General features: G+C 72.8%; 12 protein-coding genes. 5 read left to right on the top strand and 7 right to left on the bottom strand.

The window, feature by feature from the left end; all coding sequences use genetic code 11:
- Nucleotides 1–240 precede the first annotated feature (240 nt).
- The 4 genes from QFZ71_RS15190 to QFZ71_RS15175 all read left to right on the top strand — a co-directional run bounded on the left by QFZ71_RS15190 (nt 241) and on the right by QFZ71_RS15175 (nt 6524).
- Complete coding sequence (locus QFZ71_RS15190; protein WP_307668759.1) at nt 241–1353, top strand: LLM class flavin-dependent oxidoreductase; 1113 nt, start codon at nt 241–243, stop codon at nt 1351–1353.
- Nucleotides 1354–1358: 5 nt separating this feature from the next.
- Nucleotides 1359–2018: an FMN reductase gene (locus tag QFZ71_RS15185; protein ID WP_307668758.1), complete on the top strand. Its 660-nt coding sequence runs from the start codon at nt 1359–1361 to the stop codon at nt 2016–2018.
- A 171-nt stretch (nt 2019–2189) separates the two neighbouring features.
- Nucleotides 2190–2612 carry a universal stress protein gene (locus tag QFZ71_RS15180; protein WP_307668757.1) on the top strand — a complete coding sequence of 141 codons (423 nt, stop codon included), beginning with the start codon at nt 2190–2192 and terminating at the stop codon, nt 2610–2612.
- Nucleotides 2613–2852: 240 nt separating this feature from the next.
- Nucleotides 2853–6524: an AAA family ATPase gene (locus tag QFZ71_RS15175; RefSeq protein ID WP_307668756.1), complete on the top strand. Its 3672-nt coding sequence runs from the start codon at nt 2853–2855 to the stop codon at nt 6522–6524.
- 233 nt (nt 6525–6757) lie between these two features.
- On the opposite strand, the gene QFZ71_RS15170 is transcribed toward QFZ71_RS15175, so the two are convergent.
- From QFZ71_RS15170 to QFZ71_RS15150, 5 genes are all read right to left on the bottom strand, one after another.
- Nucleotides 6758–8011: a MerR family transcriptional regulator gene (locus QFZ71_RS15170; RefSeq protein WP_307668755.1), complete on the bottom strand. Its 1254-nt coding sequence runs from the start codon at nt 8009–8011 to the stop codon at nt 6758–6760.
- A gap of 230 nt (nt 8012–8241) precedes the next feature.
- Nucleotides 8242–9099, bottom strand: a complete 858-nt coding sequence (locus QFZ71_RS15165) for an ABC transporter permease (protein WP_307668754.1) — start codon at nt 9097–9099, stop codon at nt 8242–8244.
- Nucleotides 9096–10067 carry an ATP-binding cassette domain-containing protein gene (locus tag QFZ71_RS15160; protein ID WP_307668753.1) on the bottom strand — a complete coding sequence of 324 codons (972 nt, stop codon included), beginning with the start codon at nt 10065–10067 and terminating at the stop codon, nt 9096–9098. The genes QFZ71_RS15165 and QFZ71_RS15160 overlap by 4 nt, the downstream gene beginning before the upstream one ends.
- Nucleotides 10068–10131: 64 nt before the next feature.
- Nucleotides 10132–10767 (bottom strand): NADPH-dependent FMN reductase, encoded by a 636-nt coding sequence (locus tag QFZ71_RS15155; protein ID WP_307668752.1) that lies wholly within the window; start codon nt 10765–10767, stop codon nt 10132–10134.
- Between the two features lie 180 nt (nt 10768–10947).
- Nucleotides 10948–11355, bottom strand: a complete 408-nt coding sequence (locus tag QFZ71_RS15150; protein ID WP_307668751.1) for a hypothetical protein — start codon at nt 11353–11355, stop codon at nt 10948–10950.
- Nucleotides 11356–11477: 122 nt separating this feature from the next.
- On the opposite strand from QFZ71_RS15150, the gene QFZ71_RS15145 reads away from it, so the two are divergent.
- Nucleotides 11478–12380, top strand: a complete 903-nt coding sequence (locus tag QFZ71_RS15145; protein WP_307668750.1) for a hypothetical protein — start codon at nt 11478–11480, stop codon at nt 12378–12380.
- A 288-nt stretch (nt 12381–12668) separates the two neighbouring features.
- On the opposite strand, the gene QFZ71_RS15140 is transcribed toward QFZ71_RS15145, so the two are convergent.
- Complete coding sequence (locus tag QFZ71_RS15140) at nt 12669–13070, bottom strand: RNA-binding S4 domain-containing protein (protein WP_307668749.1); 402 nt, start codon at nt 13068–13070, stop codon at nt 12669–12671.
- A gap of 64 nt (nt 13071–13134) precedes the next feature.
- Nucleotides 13135–15204 (bottom strand): PhoX family phosphatase, encoded by a 2070-nt coding sequence (locus tag QFZ71_RS15135; RefSeq protein WP_307668748.1) that lies wholly within the window; start codon nt 15202–15204, stop codon nt 13135–13137.
- Nucleotides 15205–15356: the final 152 nt, after the last annotated feature.

The following is a 15356-nucleotide window of genomic DNA, read 5'->3' as shown; positions in this document are numbered from 1 at the left end:
CATGCTCGCCCACGTGCCGGGAGCCCGTCCGGGGTGACCCGCCCACGTGCCGAAGCCCGGTCGGGGCGTGCTCGCCCCCTGTGGCGGAAGCCCCTTCCGGACCCGTGGAATAGGCCGGACCCGTGGAATAGGACGGAGGAGGGTCCCGTTGTAGGGTATAGTTCAACGTTCAACCAAAACGGCCGAGGCTTCCGGAGACGGAACCCTGACCTCCGGCCGGGACTCAGGAAGGCGGACGCCATGCAGTTCGGGATCTTCACCGTCGGGGACGTCACGACCGACCCGACCACCGGCCGGACCCCCACCGAGAACGAGCGGATCAAGGCGACCCTGGCCATCGCGCAGAAGGCCGAGGAGGTCGGCCTGGACGTCTTCGCGACCGGCGAGCACCACAACCCGCCGTTCGTCCCGTCCTCCCCGACGACCACGCTCGGCTACATCGCCGCCCGCACCGAGAACCTCATCCTCTCCACCTCCACCACGCTGATCACCACCAACGACCCGGTGAAGATCGCCGAGGACTACGCCACCCTCCAGCACCTCGCGGACGGCCGCGTCGACCTGATGATGGGCCGGGGCAACACCGGACCGGTCTACCCCTGGTTCGGCAAGGACATCCGGCAGGGCATCCCGATGGCCATCGAGAACTACGCCCTGCTGCACCGGCTGTGGCGCGAGGACGTCGTGGACTGGGAGGGCACGTTCCGCACCCCGCTCCAGTCCTTCACCGCCACCCCGCGCCCGCTCGACGGCGTCCCGCCGTTCGTCTGGCACGGCTCCATCCGCTCCCCGGAGATCGCCGAGCAGGCCGCGTACTACGGCGACGGCTTCTTCCACAACAACATCTTCTGGCCCATGGAGCACACGAAGAAGATGGTCGACCTCTACCGGCGCCGCTACGCCCACTACGGCCACGGCACCGCCGACCAGGCCATCGTGGGGCTCGGCGGCCAGGTGTTCATGCGGAGGAACTCGCAGGACGCGGTACGGGAGTTCCGCCCGTACTTCGACAACGCGCCGGTCTACGGCCACGGCCCGTCCCTGGAGGACTTCACCCGCGAGACCCCGCTGACGGTGGGCTCCCCGCAGGAGGTCATCGAGCGGACGCTGACGTTCCGGGACGCGGTGGGCGACTACCAGCGCCAGCTGTTCCTGATGGACCACGCGGGGCTCCCGCTGAAGACGGTCCTGGAGCAGCTCGACATCCTCGGCGAGGAGGTCGTACCGGTGCTGCGCAAGGAGTTCGCCAACCTGCGGCCGGCCGGCGTGCCGGAGTCCGCGCCCGTCCACCCGGCGGTCGCCGCCGCCCGCACCGCCCGTACCACCCCTACGACGGACAAGAAGGAGGTCTGATCCCGATGCCCGCCACCACCCCCCTGCGCGTCGTCGCCGTCTCGGCCGGACTGAGCCGGCCGTCCTCCACCCGGCTGCTGGCCGACCGGCTGGCCGCCGCCACCCGTGAGCGCCTCGCGGCCGACCAGGACCGGCCGGTCGAGGTTCGGGTCGTCGAGCTGCGCGACCTCGCCGGGGACCTTGCGAACCACCTGGTCAGCGGGTTCCCTCCGGCCGCACTGCGCGAGGCGATCGAGGCGGTGACGGAGGCGGACGGGCTGATCGCCGTGACGCCCGTGTTCACCGCCTCGTACAGCGGACTGTTCAAGTCGTTCTTCGACCTGATCGACAACACCGCGCTGACCGGAAAGCCCGTCGTGATCGCCGCCACGGGCGGCACGGCCCGGCACTCGCTGGTCCTGGAGCACGCGATGCGCCCGCTCTTCGCCTATCTGCGGGCCGTCACCGTGCCCACCTCCGTCTACGCGGCGTCGGAGGACTGGGGGTCCTCGGGCGACGAGTACACCGATGGCCTGCCGTCCCGCATCCGGCGCGCGGGCGGCGAACTGGCCTCCGCGATCCTGGGCCGTACGGTCTCCGGGGCCTCGCGCGCCCTCGGCCTGGACGACGGGGAGGACGCGGTCGTCCCCTTCGAGCAGCAGCTCGCGGCCCTGCGGCCGAACTGAGCCTGCCACACCCCGCCGCCCGCTGAGCGGACCTCACGGCCGAGCGGGACTTACGCGGGCCGGCCTTAGGCGGGCGGGTCGGTACGACCCGCCCGCCTGTGTCCGATGTGACTACAGTGAGATCGAGAGCTGTACCGAGCTGGACCGCGCAGGACCGGGCTGGAGGCAGACATGGGCAGGATCGTGGTGGGGGTCGACGGCTCCGACGCGTCGATCAAGGCGCTGCACTGGGCTGTACGCCAGGCCGAGCTGACCGGCGCCACGGTGGAGGCCGTGAACAGCTGGGAGTACCCCGCCACCAGCTGGGCGTCGATGATGCCGGGCATGCCGGAGGACTTCGACCCGCAGGCCCTGGCCACCGTCTCCCTCAACGAGGCGCTGGAGGAGGCGCTCGGCGCCGCGGGGGCAGCCGCGGTCAGCAAGGTCGTGGTGATCGGCAACCCGGCCCAGGCCCTGCTGGACCGTGCCGAGGGCGCCGACCTGCTCGTCGTGGGAGCCCGCGGCCACACCGGCCTGAAGGCCACCCTCCTCGGCTCGGTCAGCCTCCACGTCACCCAGCACGCGCCGTGCCCGGTGACGGTCGTACGCGACTGACGCGGGGCGGGTGCACCCGAACTGACGCGCATCGTGCGCGGGTGGTGCGGGGCTCGTACGCGGGTGGCGCGGGGCGGACTGACTCAGCTCGTACGCGGGTGGTGCGCGGCGTGGTACGCGGCGGACCGACGTCGGGCGTACCCGGCCGGGCGTACCCGGCCGGGCGGCGGGGCCGGCGGCCGGACAGCCGGCGGGGGAAATCGGGGGACCGTTGTCAGTGGGTGCTCCTATCGTGGGCTCATGACCCCTGCTCTCTTCGGGCGCGACCACCCCGCGGGCGTCCTCCGCTCGGAGATCGTCCGGGCCCTGGACAGCCACGGTGGCCTCGTGCTGGTCGCCGGAGAGGCCGGGATCGGCAAGAGCACGCTCGTGACGGACGCCGCGCACGAGGCGCGGCGGCGGGGGGCGCTGGTGGTCGGCGGCTCCTGCTGGGACTCCGACAACACCCCCGGATACTGGCCCTGGGTCCAGGTCCTGCGCGGCCTGCGCCGCTCCGCCACGGCGGCGGAGTGGACGGCGGCGCTGGAGGCGTCGGAGGGCAGGCTCGCCGCGCTGCTCGGCGAACCGGTGCCGGGGGCGGCGGCCCCCGGCCCCGTGGGCAGCGGCACGAGTCCGCCGGGCGCACAGGAGCCACCGGGGTCACCGAGGTCATCGGGGCCGCAGGAGCCACCGGGGCCGCAACGGTCCTCGGGGTTCCTGGTGTCCTCCGGCAGTGGTCCCACCGACGGAATCGACACCTTCGGCCTGTTCGACGCGGTGACCACGGCCCTCGTCACCCTCTCCCAGAGCCGTCCGCTGGTGGTCGTCCTCGACGATCTGCACAGCGCCGACCCTGCGTCGCTGCGCCTGCTCGAATTCGTCGCCCAGCACGCCTGGTTCGAGCGGCTGCTGCTGATCGGCGCGTACCGGGACGTCGAGGTCGAATCCCCCGGACACCCGCTCCAGCCGCTGATCCTGCCGCTGGTCTCGCGGGCCGCCGCCACGCTCACCCTGACCGGCCTCGGCCGGGACGAGGTGGGCGCGCTGATGGCAGTGACGACGGGGCGTGAGCCCGCGCCGGAGCTGGTGGACGAGGTCCACCGGCGTACCGGCGGCAACCCCTTCTTCGTCGAGCAGACCGCCCGGCTCTGGCACAGCGGGTCCCCGGTCTCCACCATCCCGCCCGGTGTACGCGAAGCCGTCCGGCAGCGGCTCGCCCTGCTGCCGGAACCGGTCGTCTCCCTGCTGACCGGCGCCGCCCTGCTCGGCCGGGAGTTCCGGCGGCAGGTCCTGGCCGTGGTGCACGGCTCCCCGGTCCCCCACGTGGACCGGCTGCTGGAGCCGGCCGTCGTGGCCCGGATCCTCGTTCCCCAGCCCTCCGGGCAGTACGCCTTCGCCCACGACCTGCTGCGCGAGACGCTGTACGCCTCACTGGACGACGCCGAGGCGCGTGAACGCCACGCCACCGTCGTACGGGCCCTGGACGCCCACGGCGGCCTCGGCGACGCCCTGCGGCCCGGCGCGCTCGCCCGGCACGCCCACCTCGCCGGCGGGGCGCTGGAGCCCGGCCGGCGGATCGACCTGCTGCTGGCGGCCGCCCGCGACGCCGCGGGACGCCTGGCCGACGAGGAGGCCATCGGCCACTACCGCCGCGCCCTCGCGGTCGCCTCCGGCACACCCGGCGCACCCGGCGCACCGGAACGCGACCCGGATCTCCGGCGGGCCGCGCTGATCGGCCTCGACCTCGCCGGACAGCTGCGGCACGTGGGGGAGAAGGCCGAGGCACAACGCCTCCTGGACCACGCGGTCACCCGCGCCCGGCAGCTGGACGAACCGGAGCTGCTGGCCCGCGTGGCGATCACCCTCCACCGCGACGCGATCCTGAGCAGCCACGACGTGTCCACGAAGGACCTCCTCGCCGAGGCGCACCGCAGGATCACCGGCAAGGAGGGCCAGGACGGCCTCTCCGACGACCGGCTCGCCCAGGAGCTGGCCGTCCACACCATGGCGCTGGCCCGGCGCGGCTCGGACGACGAAGCGCTCGCGTTCTCGCTCTGGGCGCGCCACGACTCCGTGTGGGGCCTCGGCTCCGCGGTGGAACGGCTGGCGCTGACCGACGAGCTGACCGTCGTCGGCCGGCGCACCCGGCACCAGGACATGGAGCTGCACGCGGCGGCCATGCGCTGGGTGGCGCTCCTGGAGCTGGGCGACCCGGCCTACCTCGATCAGTTCCGTACGTTCGTCCGGCTCGCGGAGCTGAGCGAACTGCCCTGGTTCACCCTGGCCGTCGCCGTGGACACCAGTCTGATCGCCTCCCTCCAGGGCCGGTTCGCGGAGGCTGCCGCCGCACTGTCCGGCGACGCGCTCACCCTGGAGGGCTGTGACCGCGCGACGTTCGGCTTCATGGGGCACCACCTGCACTGGGCGCTGCATCTGCTCCGGGGGCACTTCGCCGAGGCCGAGGAGGTTCTGCACGGACTGCGGAGCTCCGGGTACCCCTACCCGCGGCTGCTGGAATCGGTCACCGCGGTGGAGCAGGGCGACGCCGCGCCCGCGCTGCGCCTGATCGCCGAGCACGCGGACCGCGCCGCCCCGTACCCACGGGCGTTCATGCCGCAGTGGCTCAGACTGCTCGCCCAGACGGCCGCGCTGACGGGGGACCCGCGGCTCATCGCCCGCGCGGAGGACGAGCTGACGCCCTACACGGGCCAGTGGATCGTCTCGCTCTCCGGGTGCGACATCGGCGGGCCCGTCGACCTGTGGCTCGGGGTGCTCGCCGCCGCGCGCGGCGACCGGGACGCGGCGGTGGCGGCGCTGACCGAGGCCGCCGCCTCCTCGGACCGCCTCGGCGCCCGCCCCTGGGCCGTACGCTCCCGCCTCCACCTGGCCCGCGCCCTGCTGGCCCGCGCCACCGGTGCCGGGGACGGGGCGGGCGGGGACGCCGGTGCCGTTACGGTGCGGGGCTCCGGTTCCGGTGCGGTGGGTCCCGGTGCGATGGGTCTCGGTGCGGTGGGACCCCGTGCGACGGGTCCCGGTGCCGGTGACGCCGGGCAGGCTCGTCGGTTGCTCGACGACGTCGCACGGGAGGCGGGCGAACTGGCGCTGCACCACTGGGTGTCCGAGGCCACCGTCCTCCGTGCGCTCCTGCCCATCGCCTCCGTCACCACCGGCACCGGCACCGGCACCCGTACCGGTACCTCCGACGACACCGCCCCCTCCCCCGTCCCCGCCCCGCCGTCATCCGTCCCTGCCCCGCTGTCGTCCGTCCCCGCCCCGCCGTCGTCATCCGCACCGGATGCGGCCCCGGAGCGGAGCACGGCCGAGGCGGCGGCCGGAGTGCCGACCGGGGAACGGAGCGGGGCACCGAGCGCAGAGCAGAGCGGGGAGCGCGCCGAGTTCCGGCGGAACGGGCCCGTCTGGCAGCTCCGTTGGGACGGGGTGACCGTGCACGTCCCGGACGCCAAGGGCCTGCGGGACCTGCACAGCCTGCTGGGTCTTCCCGGCACCGACGTCCCGGCCGTCCAGCTCCTCGCGCCCGAGGGCGGGAGCCTCGTGGTCGCCGCCGGGCAGCTCGGCGGCGATCCGGTGCTCGACGACGAGGCCAAGCGCCGGTACAAGGAGCACCTGGACCGGCTGGACGCCGAGATGGACCGCGCCGCGGCCCGCGACGACGCCCGGCAGGTGGAGGCGTACGACCGGGAGCGGCGGGCCCTCCTCGACGAGCTGCGCACCGCGTCCGGGCTCGGAGGCCGGACCCGGCGGCTGGGCGACCGGACCGAGCGCGCCCGCAAGACGGTCACCGCCCGGATCCGCGACACCCTGCGCAAACTGGATACCCTGCACCCCGCCCTGGCGGCCCACCTCACGGCGTCCGTGACGACCGGAACCACCTGCGCCTACCGTCCCGACCGCGCCCCCGACTGGCGGCTCTGACCACCACCGCCCGCCCGGGGAGCGCCCCGCACCACGGGCGCGAGGCCGCACCGCACCCATGGTGCCGGGTCCGCCCGCTTGGTGACGGAGCCGCCCGCTCCGCGATGATCCGGGCCCCGGCACCACCGGCGGATACCGGTCCAGGGCCGGCCACCACGGACGGATACCGGGCCGCGCGCCGCGGCACCCTGCGGGACCGGCCGCCCCCGCGGGGTGCCGTCCGGGCCCCGCCGCTACCCCTCGGCCACCACGTCCGCGACGACGCACGCCACGTTGTCGGGTCCGCCCGCCTCGTGGGCCAGGCCGACCAGCCGGCGTACGGCGGCCTCCGGTGTCTCCGCCCCGGTGACCTCCGTCCGCAGCTCCGCTTCGTCCACCACCGCCGACAGACCGTCCGAGCAGAGCAGATAGCGGTCCCCGGCCCTCGCCTCCCGCAAGCGGACGTCGGGCCGGGACACCCCCGTCGACGGGGCGGACCCCGCCGCCCCGACCAGCGCCTTCAGCAACAGCGCACGCTCCGGATGGGAGGCGGCCTCCTCGGGGCCGAGCGAACCGTCGTCGATCATCGCCTGGACCACGGTGTGGTCGTGCGTGATCCGGAACAGCTCGCCGTCCCGCAGCAGATAGGCCCGCGAGTCCCCGATGTGCACGAGCCCGAGCCGCGATCCGGTCCACAGCATCGCGGTGAGCGTCGTCCCCGAACCGTCCGGGGCCGCACCGGGCGCGACCGCGTCCCGGACCGCGCGGGACACGGAATCCACCGTGTCCTCCAAGGCGTTCAGCAGATCCGCGGCGGACAGCTCGCCGTCCCGCACACCCCACGCGGACGGCTTGAGCGCCTCGATCGCCGCCGCGCTCGCCTCGGCCCCGCGCTCCCCGAAACCGTCGGCGACCGCCAGCAGCCGGGGACCCACGAACGCCGCGTCCTGGTTCTCCGTACGCACCATCCCCGTATCGGTCAGCGCGGCACACCGGATCACCAGGTGCACCGCCCCCGGCCCGAACGCTCCGGTGCTCAGGGCTTCCGCGTCCCCCGCGCCCCCGGCCGACCCCGCACCGCTCTCGTCCCCGCTCCCGCAGGTGATCTCCGTACCGCCCGACATCCGCCCCATGGCTCCGCCCTCCGCTGACAAGTGGTCGACGAGGTACATCGCCAGATCGCGGCGGGCCGCCGTCTCGGCCTCCACCCGCGCCCAGTAGGCCCGGATCTCCACGGCCGCCGCGCCCGCGTCGAGCGCCACGACCCGGCCGATCCGGCTCAGCGGCATCCCGATCCTGCGCAGCCATGCCACCAGCCGGGCACCCTCCACCTGCGCCGGGTCGTAGTACCGGTAGCCGTTCACCGGATCGACCAGGGCGGGCCGGAGCAGCCCCAGCTCGTCGTAGCGCCGGAGCGCCTTCGCGGAGAGCCGGGACAGCCGGGCGAACTCCCCGATCGTCACCAGCTTCCCACGCGCGGCGTCCACCGCACGGCCTTCGCGTTCCACCCCGCACCTCCTCGCACCGGGCGTCGTCCGCCCGGCCCCACCGATGCTGGGGCTTCCCCCGCGGGGAAGGTCAAGGATGCCCGGGACGGGTAGGTCCACGACGCCTGGGGCCCCGCACGTACGGCAGGGAGCCCGGTGGCCCGTCAGGGGCCGGCCGTCCGCCCCCATCGGGCGGGCACGGAACGCGCCCGATGGGGGCGGGCAGGGACGCGCCCGCGCCCCTGTCGCGGTCACTTCCGGTTGTAGAGCCGCATCGTCACCACCCCGAAGACCACCAGGAACACACCGGTCCAGCCCAGCGTCCAGGCGATGTCGGTGGCCGGCCACTTCCCCGCCATCAACTCACGGACCGCCGTGGCGAGGTGGGTGACCGGACTGTTGTTCACGAACGCCTGGAGCCAGCCCGGCATCGTCTTCGGCTCGACGAAGACATTGCTGAGGAAGGTCAGCGGGAAGATCACCATCATGCTGACGCCCATCACCGACTTCTCGGAGCGCAGCATCAGCCCGAACATCGTCCAGATCCAGGAGAACGCGAACGAGAACACGACCAGCAGCGCGACGCCGGCCAGTACGCCGAGCACACCGCCGTCCGGACGGAACCCGATGATCACGCCGACGACGAGCATCACGAACGACGCCAGCACATAGCGCAGGACGTCGCCGAGCAGATAGCCGACCATCGGAGCGGGGCGCCAGATCGGCAGCGTGCGGAACCGGTCGAAGACACCCTTGGCGATGTCCGTGTTCACCGCGACACCCGTGTACATCGTGATCATCACGACGCTCATCACCATGATGCCGGGCAGCAGGAACTGGATGTACTCCTCCGTCGAGCCGGCCAGCGCCCCTCCGAAGAGGTACGTGTACATCAGGACCAGCATGATCGGGAAAGCCGTCACGTCGAAAAGCTGTTCCGGCACGTGCTTGATCTTCAGCATGGCGCGCCAGCCGAAGGTCAGCGACGCCGACAGGGCGCTGGGCCTCGGCGGGCGCTCGTGGCCCACCAGCAGCGCCGAGAGGCGCTCCCGGTCGGGCTCGGCGAGCACGACGTCCTCAAGCTCCGTCTTGGCGGTCGCGGTGCTCATGCCGCCGCTCCCTTCTTGTCCGTGAGAGCGAGGAAGACCTCGTCGAGGCTGGGTTGTCCCAGCGAGAAGTTGTCGACCGTGATGCCGCAGTGGGCCAGCTCTGCCAGGGCTCGCCCGGCCTGCTCCGCAGCGCCCCGGTCACCGCTCTGCCCGTCGATCCGGGCGGTGAGCGCCACCGGGTCCGCGTCCAGCTGGACCTCCGTGTTCAGCGCGAGCGCCAGCACCTTCTGCGCCTCGGCACGCTGATCGGCGTCCCGCAGCCGCAGATGGACGGTCCCGGAGCCGACGGATGCCTTGAGCTCGCCCTTGGTCCCCTCGGCGATGACCTTGCCGTGGTCGATCACCGCGATACGGGAGGCGAGTTGGTCAGCCTCGTCCAGATACTGGGTGGTCAGCAGGACCGTGGTGCCGTGCGCGACGACCGCCCGCACGATGTCCCAGACCTGGTTGCGGCTGCGGGGGTCGAGTCCGGTGGTCGGCTCGTCCAGGAACAGCACGTCCGGGGTGTTCAGGATGGACGCGGCGATGTCGATGCGCCGCCGCATGCCTCCCGAGTAGTTCTTCACCTGCTTGCCCGCCGCTTCGCTCAGCCCGAACCCGTCGAGCAGCTGGTCGGCCCGGTCGCGGGCCGCCGGCTTGGAGTGCCCGAGCAGCCGGGCGAGCAGGATCAGGTTCTCCACGCCGGTCAGGTCCTCGTCCACCGAGGCGTACTGCCCGGTCAGGCTGACCCGGCTGCGCACCGCGTCGGCCTCCTTCACGACGTCCTTGCCGAACACCCGGGCGGTGCCGCCGTCGGGGCGCAGCAGGGTCGCGAGCATGCGGACGGCGGTGGTCTTGCCGGCCCCGTTGGGTCCGAGGACGCCGTAGACGGTGCCGGTGGGGACGGCGAGGTCGATGCCGTCCACCGCGCGGTTGTCGCCGAAGACCTTCACCAGCCCCGCGGTCTCGATGGCCAGTTCTGTGGTCATGTTCCCTTCCTTGTGGATCGTCGGTGGGTGTCGGTGCTCCGGGTCCGTCCGGGCTTCCGGAAGGTCAGGAGACGTAGGGGCGGACGGCGCGCGCCTCACGCAGGGCCCGGCCCCACCAGCCGAGCTGGTCGAGCATCACGCGGACGGACCGGTCGTGACGGGTGTCGGCGGGGCTCTCCTCCAGCGGCTGCTGGAGGAAGTCGAGCGCGACCCCGTTCCTCAGGGTCACCGTGTGCAGCTCGGTGAAGACCGAGCGGAGCTGTTCCACCGCGTACAGCCCGGCGGAACCGTGTCCGTAGCTCACGAAGGCGACCGGTTTGGTCTGCCACTCCTCGTAGGCGAAGTCGATGGCCTGTTTGAGGGAGGCGGGGAAGGAGCGGTTGTACTCCGGGGTGACCACGACGAACGCCTCGGCCCTGGCGATCTCCTCGGTGAACTCCGTCATCTGCTCGGTCGCGCGCCCCGGGTAGTGGACGGGGAAGTCGAAATCCGCCAGGTCCAGCACCGCGAGCTCCAGCTCGCTCCGGCCCTGCGCCCGCTCCACGAACCAGCGGCCGACCGCATCGCCGACGCGGCCTTCGCGGGTGCTGCCGATGATCACCGCGACGCGGAGCGGGTCGCTTCCCGTCTCCCGCTCCCGCCCGGAAGGAGAACCGCTTCCGGTGCCCCGCACGACGTCGTCGGCCTCGTCCGTCGTCATCGCCGGCCCCCTCCCGTGTCCTCCGCCGCGTCCGGGCCCCGTCCGGGCCCGGTCCGCTCCCTCACCTCCTGGGCGCGAGACGCGGAGGCGCGGCCGCCAGATCGAATCTGGCGGCCGCGCGCACGGTCGGGGAGCCATGGGCACAGGTCCCGGAACCGGGCCCCGGAAGGAGCCTGGCTCTCAGGTCTCCCGCGCGTACAGGGCGTAGTACGAGACGCAGAGAACGCCCACCCCGACCGCCAGGCCCAGCGCGGCCGACCGCAGCACGCTGGTGTCGGTGAGACTCACCAGGAAACCGATCGCGCTCGCGGTCAGCGCCCCGTACGCGACCGCCCGCAACTCGCGCGGCACCGCGTGCTGGATCCGTCCCAGCGCGAAGCAGAGGACCGCCAGAGCGGCACCGGAGACGAGCCCGAGCAGAACCTGTCCGCCGGTGCTGGGGCCGCCGTCGCGGCGGATGAACGCCGCGTAGAAGCCGTAGATCACGCCGAGTACCAGGGGCAGGGCCCAGGCGAGCGCGGTGTGGGGGCGGGGCCGCGCATGCGCGCGGCCACCCCTTCGGCCGGGCATGGCTGCGTGTGTGACCATCGCGGACAGCTCCTTCCGTCGCACGCCCCCGTTCCTCCAGAGCACACCCGGCCGCGCCGCCCGGCAACTCGAATGGCGTACGGCCCGGAGCGGTCCGGTCCCGCAGGGGATTCCCTGAAGGGGTGCGGACCTCTCCCTCGACCACCTCGACGACCCCGGCGGGCCCGCCGCGCTCGGCGGTCCCGGCGGCCCTCTCGGCGGTCCTGCTCGTCCTGCTGGCGCTCCTGGTTCCGCTGAGCGCGCTCTCCGCCTGGGTGGACCTGGAGATCGACGACACCGACCGGTACGTCGCCGCTGTCTCTCCGCTCTCCTCCGACCCGGCGGTGCGGTCCACCGTCGCGGACCTGGTCACCGAGGAGGCCCTGCGACAGATCGACCTCGGCCCGCTCCAGGACACGGCACGGGACTTCCTGCACCGGACCGTGTCGTCGTTCACCACCACCGATGCCTTCCGGAACGCCTGGGACACCGCCAACCGCACCGCCCACGAGGCGGTGGCAGCAGCACTGGACGGGGACAGCGGTGAGCCCGTGACGATCGATCTGGCCCCGGTGATCGACCAGGTCAAGAAGGACCTCGTACGCGACGGGGTGCCGTTCGCGGACCAGATCCCGGTGGAGCGGACGGAGATCACCGTGCTCGGCCCGGACCAGGCCGACGCCTTCAGGAGTTCGTTCCGCTGGCTCCGCTACTGCAGCATCTGGCCGGCCGTCGCCACGCTGGTGTTCCTCGTCCTGGTGGTGGGCACCGCGACCGTGCGGCGTGGGCTGCGGGGCGGCCTGTGGGCCACGGCGGTCGTGGGCGCCGGGTTCGTGGCCGGGGCGATCGTGCTCCGGGTGCTGGTCGCGGTCGGCCGCAGCCGTGCGCTGGACGAGGTGCCCGGCAGCGACCGGGACGCGGCGGCCGCGGTGGTCGATGCCCTGACGGCCTCGCTGCGGACCACGGTGTGGGTGGTGCTGGTGGTCGGGGCGGTGCTGCTCGTGGGGGCGGTGTCGGCCCGGATGCTCCTGCGGAAGAGGTCCTGAGCCGATGTGCGCCGAGGTGGCACGCGCGGGGGATCTGCCGTGCGGGCGACGGGCGCTCAGCGAGTACGGCGAGGCCCCCTCGGCGGCGAACGCCCGCCCGGCGGACGAGGTCGAGGGCTCCCGGACCCGACCGGGTGAGGAAGCCCGGCGGAGACGCTGTCCGGGTGTTTCACGTGAAACACCCGGACGGGGTCTCCGCCGGCCGATGTCCCGCTGACCGGCTCGGACGGTGGCTGCCCCTGCCCGACCCGGCTGGGCCCTGCCCGGCTCGACTCCGGCGTCGGCGGATCAGTCCGCCGACGAGCGCCCCTGAAGGCGTTCCATCTCCCGGCGGTCGCGCTTGGTCGGCCGGCCCGCTCCCCGGTCCCGTACGGGTACCTGGATCGCGATCTCGCGGGGCGGCGGGGGCGGGCTGTTGTCGACGAAGCACTCCACGGCCACCGGTGGTCCGACCCGCTTCTTCACGATCTTCGAGACGACGACCACCCGGTCCCGGCCCGCGTGCCGGAGCCGCACCTCGTCACCGACGCGTACGGCCTGCGCGGGCTTGGCACGCTCGCCGCCGACCTTCACATGCCCCGCCCGGCAGGCGGCGGCCGCCTGGGCGCGGGTCTTCGTCAGCCGGACCGACCAGATCCACACGTCGATCCGGACGCTTCCCTCCGCCTGGGGCACGTCACCGGAAACCATGGATCCGACTGTAATGCGCGGAGGGCGGCGGGCGGGAGGCGATCATCCTCCCGCCCGCCGGTTCTCACACGCCGATGTCGCGTCCGTCCTTGCGCCAGACGGCGACGACGGCGGGGCGGACGATCTTGCCCGGTCCGTCGGGCCAGACGCTCGCCGGGTTCTCCACGGACGCCCCGTCCGTCTCTCCCGGATGCTGGACGGCGACCAGGACGCGGCGGTCCTGGATGACCGGGCCGCAGGTCTCGGCCCCGGCCGGGACGGTGAGGAACTGCTTCAGCTCCCCGCGCCGCTCACCGTGGGTCGCCACGCCGAACAGTCCGTCGTGCGAGTCGAGCTTGTTGCCGTCCGTGGAGATCCACAGGTTGCCGTGATCGTCGAACGCCACGTTGTCCGGGCAGGAGATGGGGCTGACGTTCTCCTTGGGGAAGCCCGCGAAGTACGTCGACGGGTCGTCCGGGTCGCCCGCCACGAGGAAGAGTCGCCAGGCGAAGCCGTCGCTCGCCGGGTCGTCCCAGTTCTCCGCCAGCTCCAGGACCTGCCCGTGCTTGTTGTTGTTGCGCGGGTTGGCCTCGTCCGCACCCGCCTTGCCCGCCTTGCCGCGGTCCGTGTTGTTGGTGAGCGCCACGTACACCCGGCCGGTGCGCGGCGAGGGCTCGACGTCCTCGGGGCGGTCCATCTTGGTCGCGCCGACCTTGTCACCGGCGACCCGCGTGTAGACGTACACCTCCTCGGCGGTCATGCCGGGCACGTGCGACGTGGTGCCGGTGGCCAGCGGGATCCACACACCGCTGCCGTCGAACTCCCCGTCGTTGGGCAGCTTTCCGGTGCCGTCGATCTCAGTGACAGGCGAGTCGCCCGTCAACTTGGCGACGTACAGCGTGCCTTCGTCCAGCAGCGTCAGGTTGTGCTCACGGGCGGCCCGCGAGTTCCCCTTCTTCATCTGCTTGCTGGAGACGAACTTGTAGAGGTAGTCGAACTTCTCGTCGTCGCCCATGTAGACGACGGGGCGGCCGTCCGAGGTGAGCCGGGGCTGCGCCGCCTCGTGCTTGAACCGGCCCAGCGCGGTCCGCTTGCGCGGGGTGGAGTCCGGGTCGTAGGGGTCGAGCTCGACGACCCAGCCGAAGCGGTTGGCCTCGTTCGGTTCCTGCGCCAGGTCGAAGCGCCGGTCGAAACGCTCCCACTTGCGCTCCGTTGCGCCCGCGCCGATCCCGTACCGCTTGTGCATGGCGGTGGAGCCGTTGGCGAAGTACTGGTTGAAGTTCTCCTCACCGTGCAGCGTGGTGCCCCACGGAGTGGTGCCGCCCGCGCAGTTGTTGAGGGTTCCGTACACCTTGCGACCGGTGGGGTCGGCGGACGTGCGGAGCAGGCTTCCGCCTGCGGCGGGGCCCGTCATCCGGAACTCGCTCGTCGCGGTGAGGCGGCGGTTCAGCGGGTGCCGGTTGACCGGGCCCAGCTTGCCGGTGCGGTGCTCCTCCTGGACGACGACCACGGAGAGTCCGTGCGCGGCCCAGGCGATCTCCACCTGCTCGCGGGTCGGGTTGGCCGGATCGTACCCACGGAACATGAGTATCTCGTCCGTGTACTCATGGTTGGCGACCATGACCTGTCGGCCGTGCTCGCCGCGCAGCGGGAGCAGGGAGAGGAAGTCGTTGTTGTAGCCGAACTGGCCCGCCTGCGCCTTCGCGGTCTGCTTGTCCGGGTCGAAGGCGGGCGCGCCGCGCAGGATCGGCTCGCCCCAGCGGATCACCACGTTCTGGGCGTACCCGTCGGGGATGGTGACCTTGTCGTCCTTGTTGGGCGCGACCGGCGAGAATCGCAGGCCGCGGGCCCCGGACGAGGACGGTCCGTGGGGACGGCCCGGCTTGTTCCCGTGCCCGGCCGCCGCGAGGGCGTGGGCCTGCGGGGCGCTCGGGCCGGACAACGCGGCGGTCCCTGCGGCGGTGGCGACGGTGACCACGGCGGCGGCGCGCATCATGGAGCGGCGCGACACGGCACCGGCGATGATGTCGCCGGCGTACTCGTTGTCGCTGGTGTTGGGCGTCTCCTTGAAACAGGCGTCCCCGCAGCGGAAGCGGCAGGTCAGCGCGGAACGCCCACCGGGATGCGAGCTGATGAACGGCAGCAGGTTGCGCACGTGGATTCCCTCCGTCTGGTGTCGTGCGAGACGGTATGTGCGCCTTCACGCGGTCCGTGGGACTCCTGGTGAACGGAGGGTGAAGTCCGGGCCACCGCTGTTTCCTTGACCACTCCGAGGGGAAGCCCCGCGGACTCGGTACGGGAACGGTT

The organism is Streptomyces sp. V2I9, from assembly GCF_030817475.1.
Taxonomy (GTDB): domain Bacteria; phylum Actinomycetota; class Actinomycetes; order Streptomycetales; family Streptomycetaceae; genus Streptomyces.
This window is presented reverse-complemented; position numbering and strand designations above follow the sequence as displayed.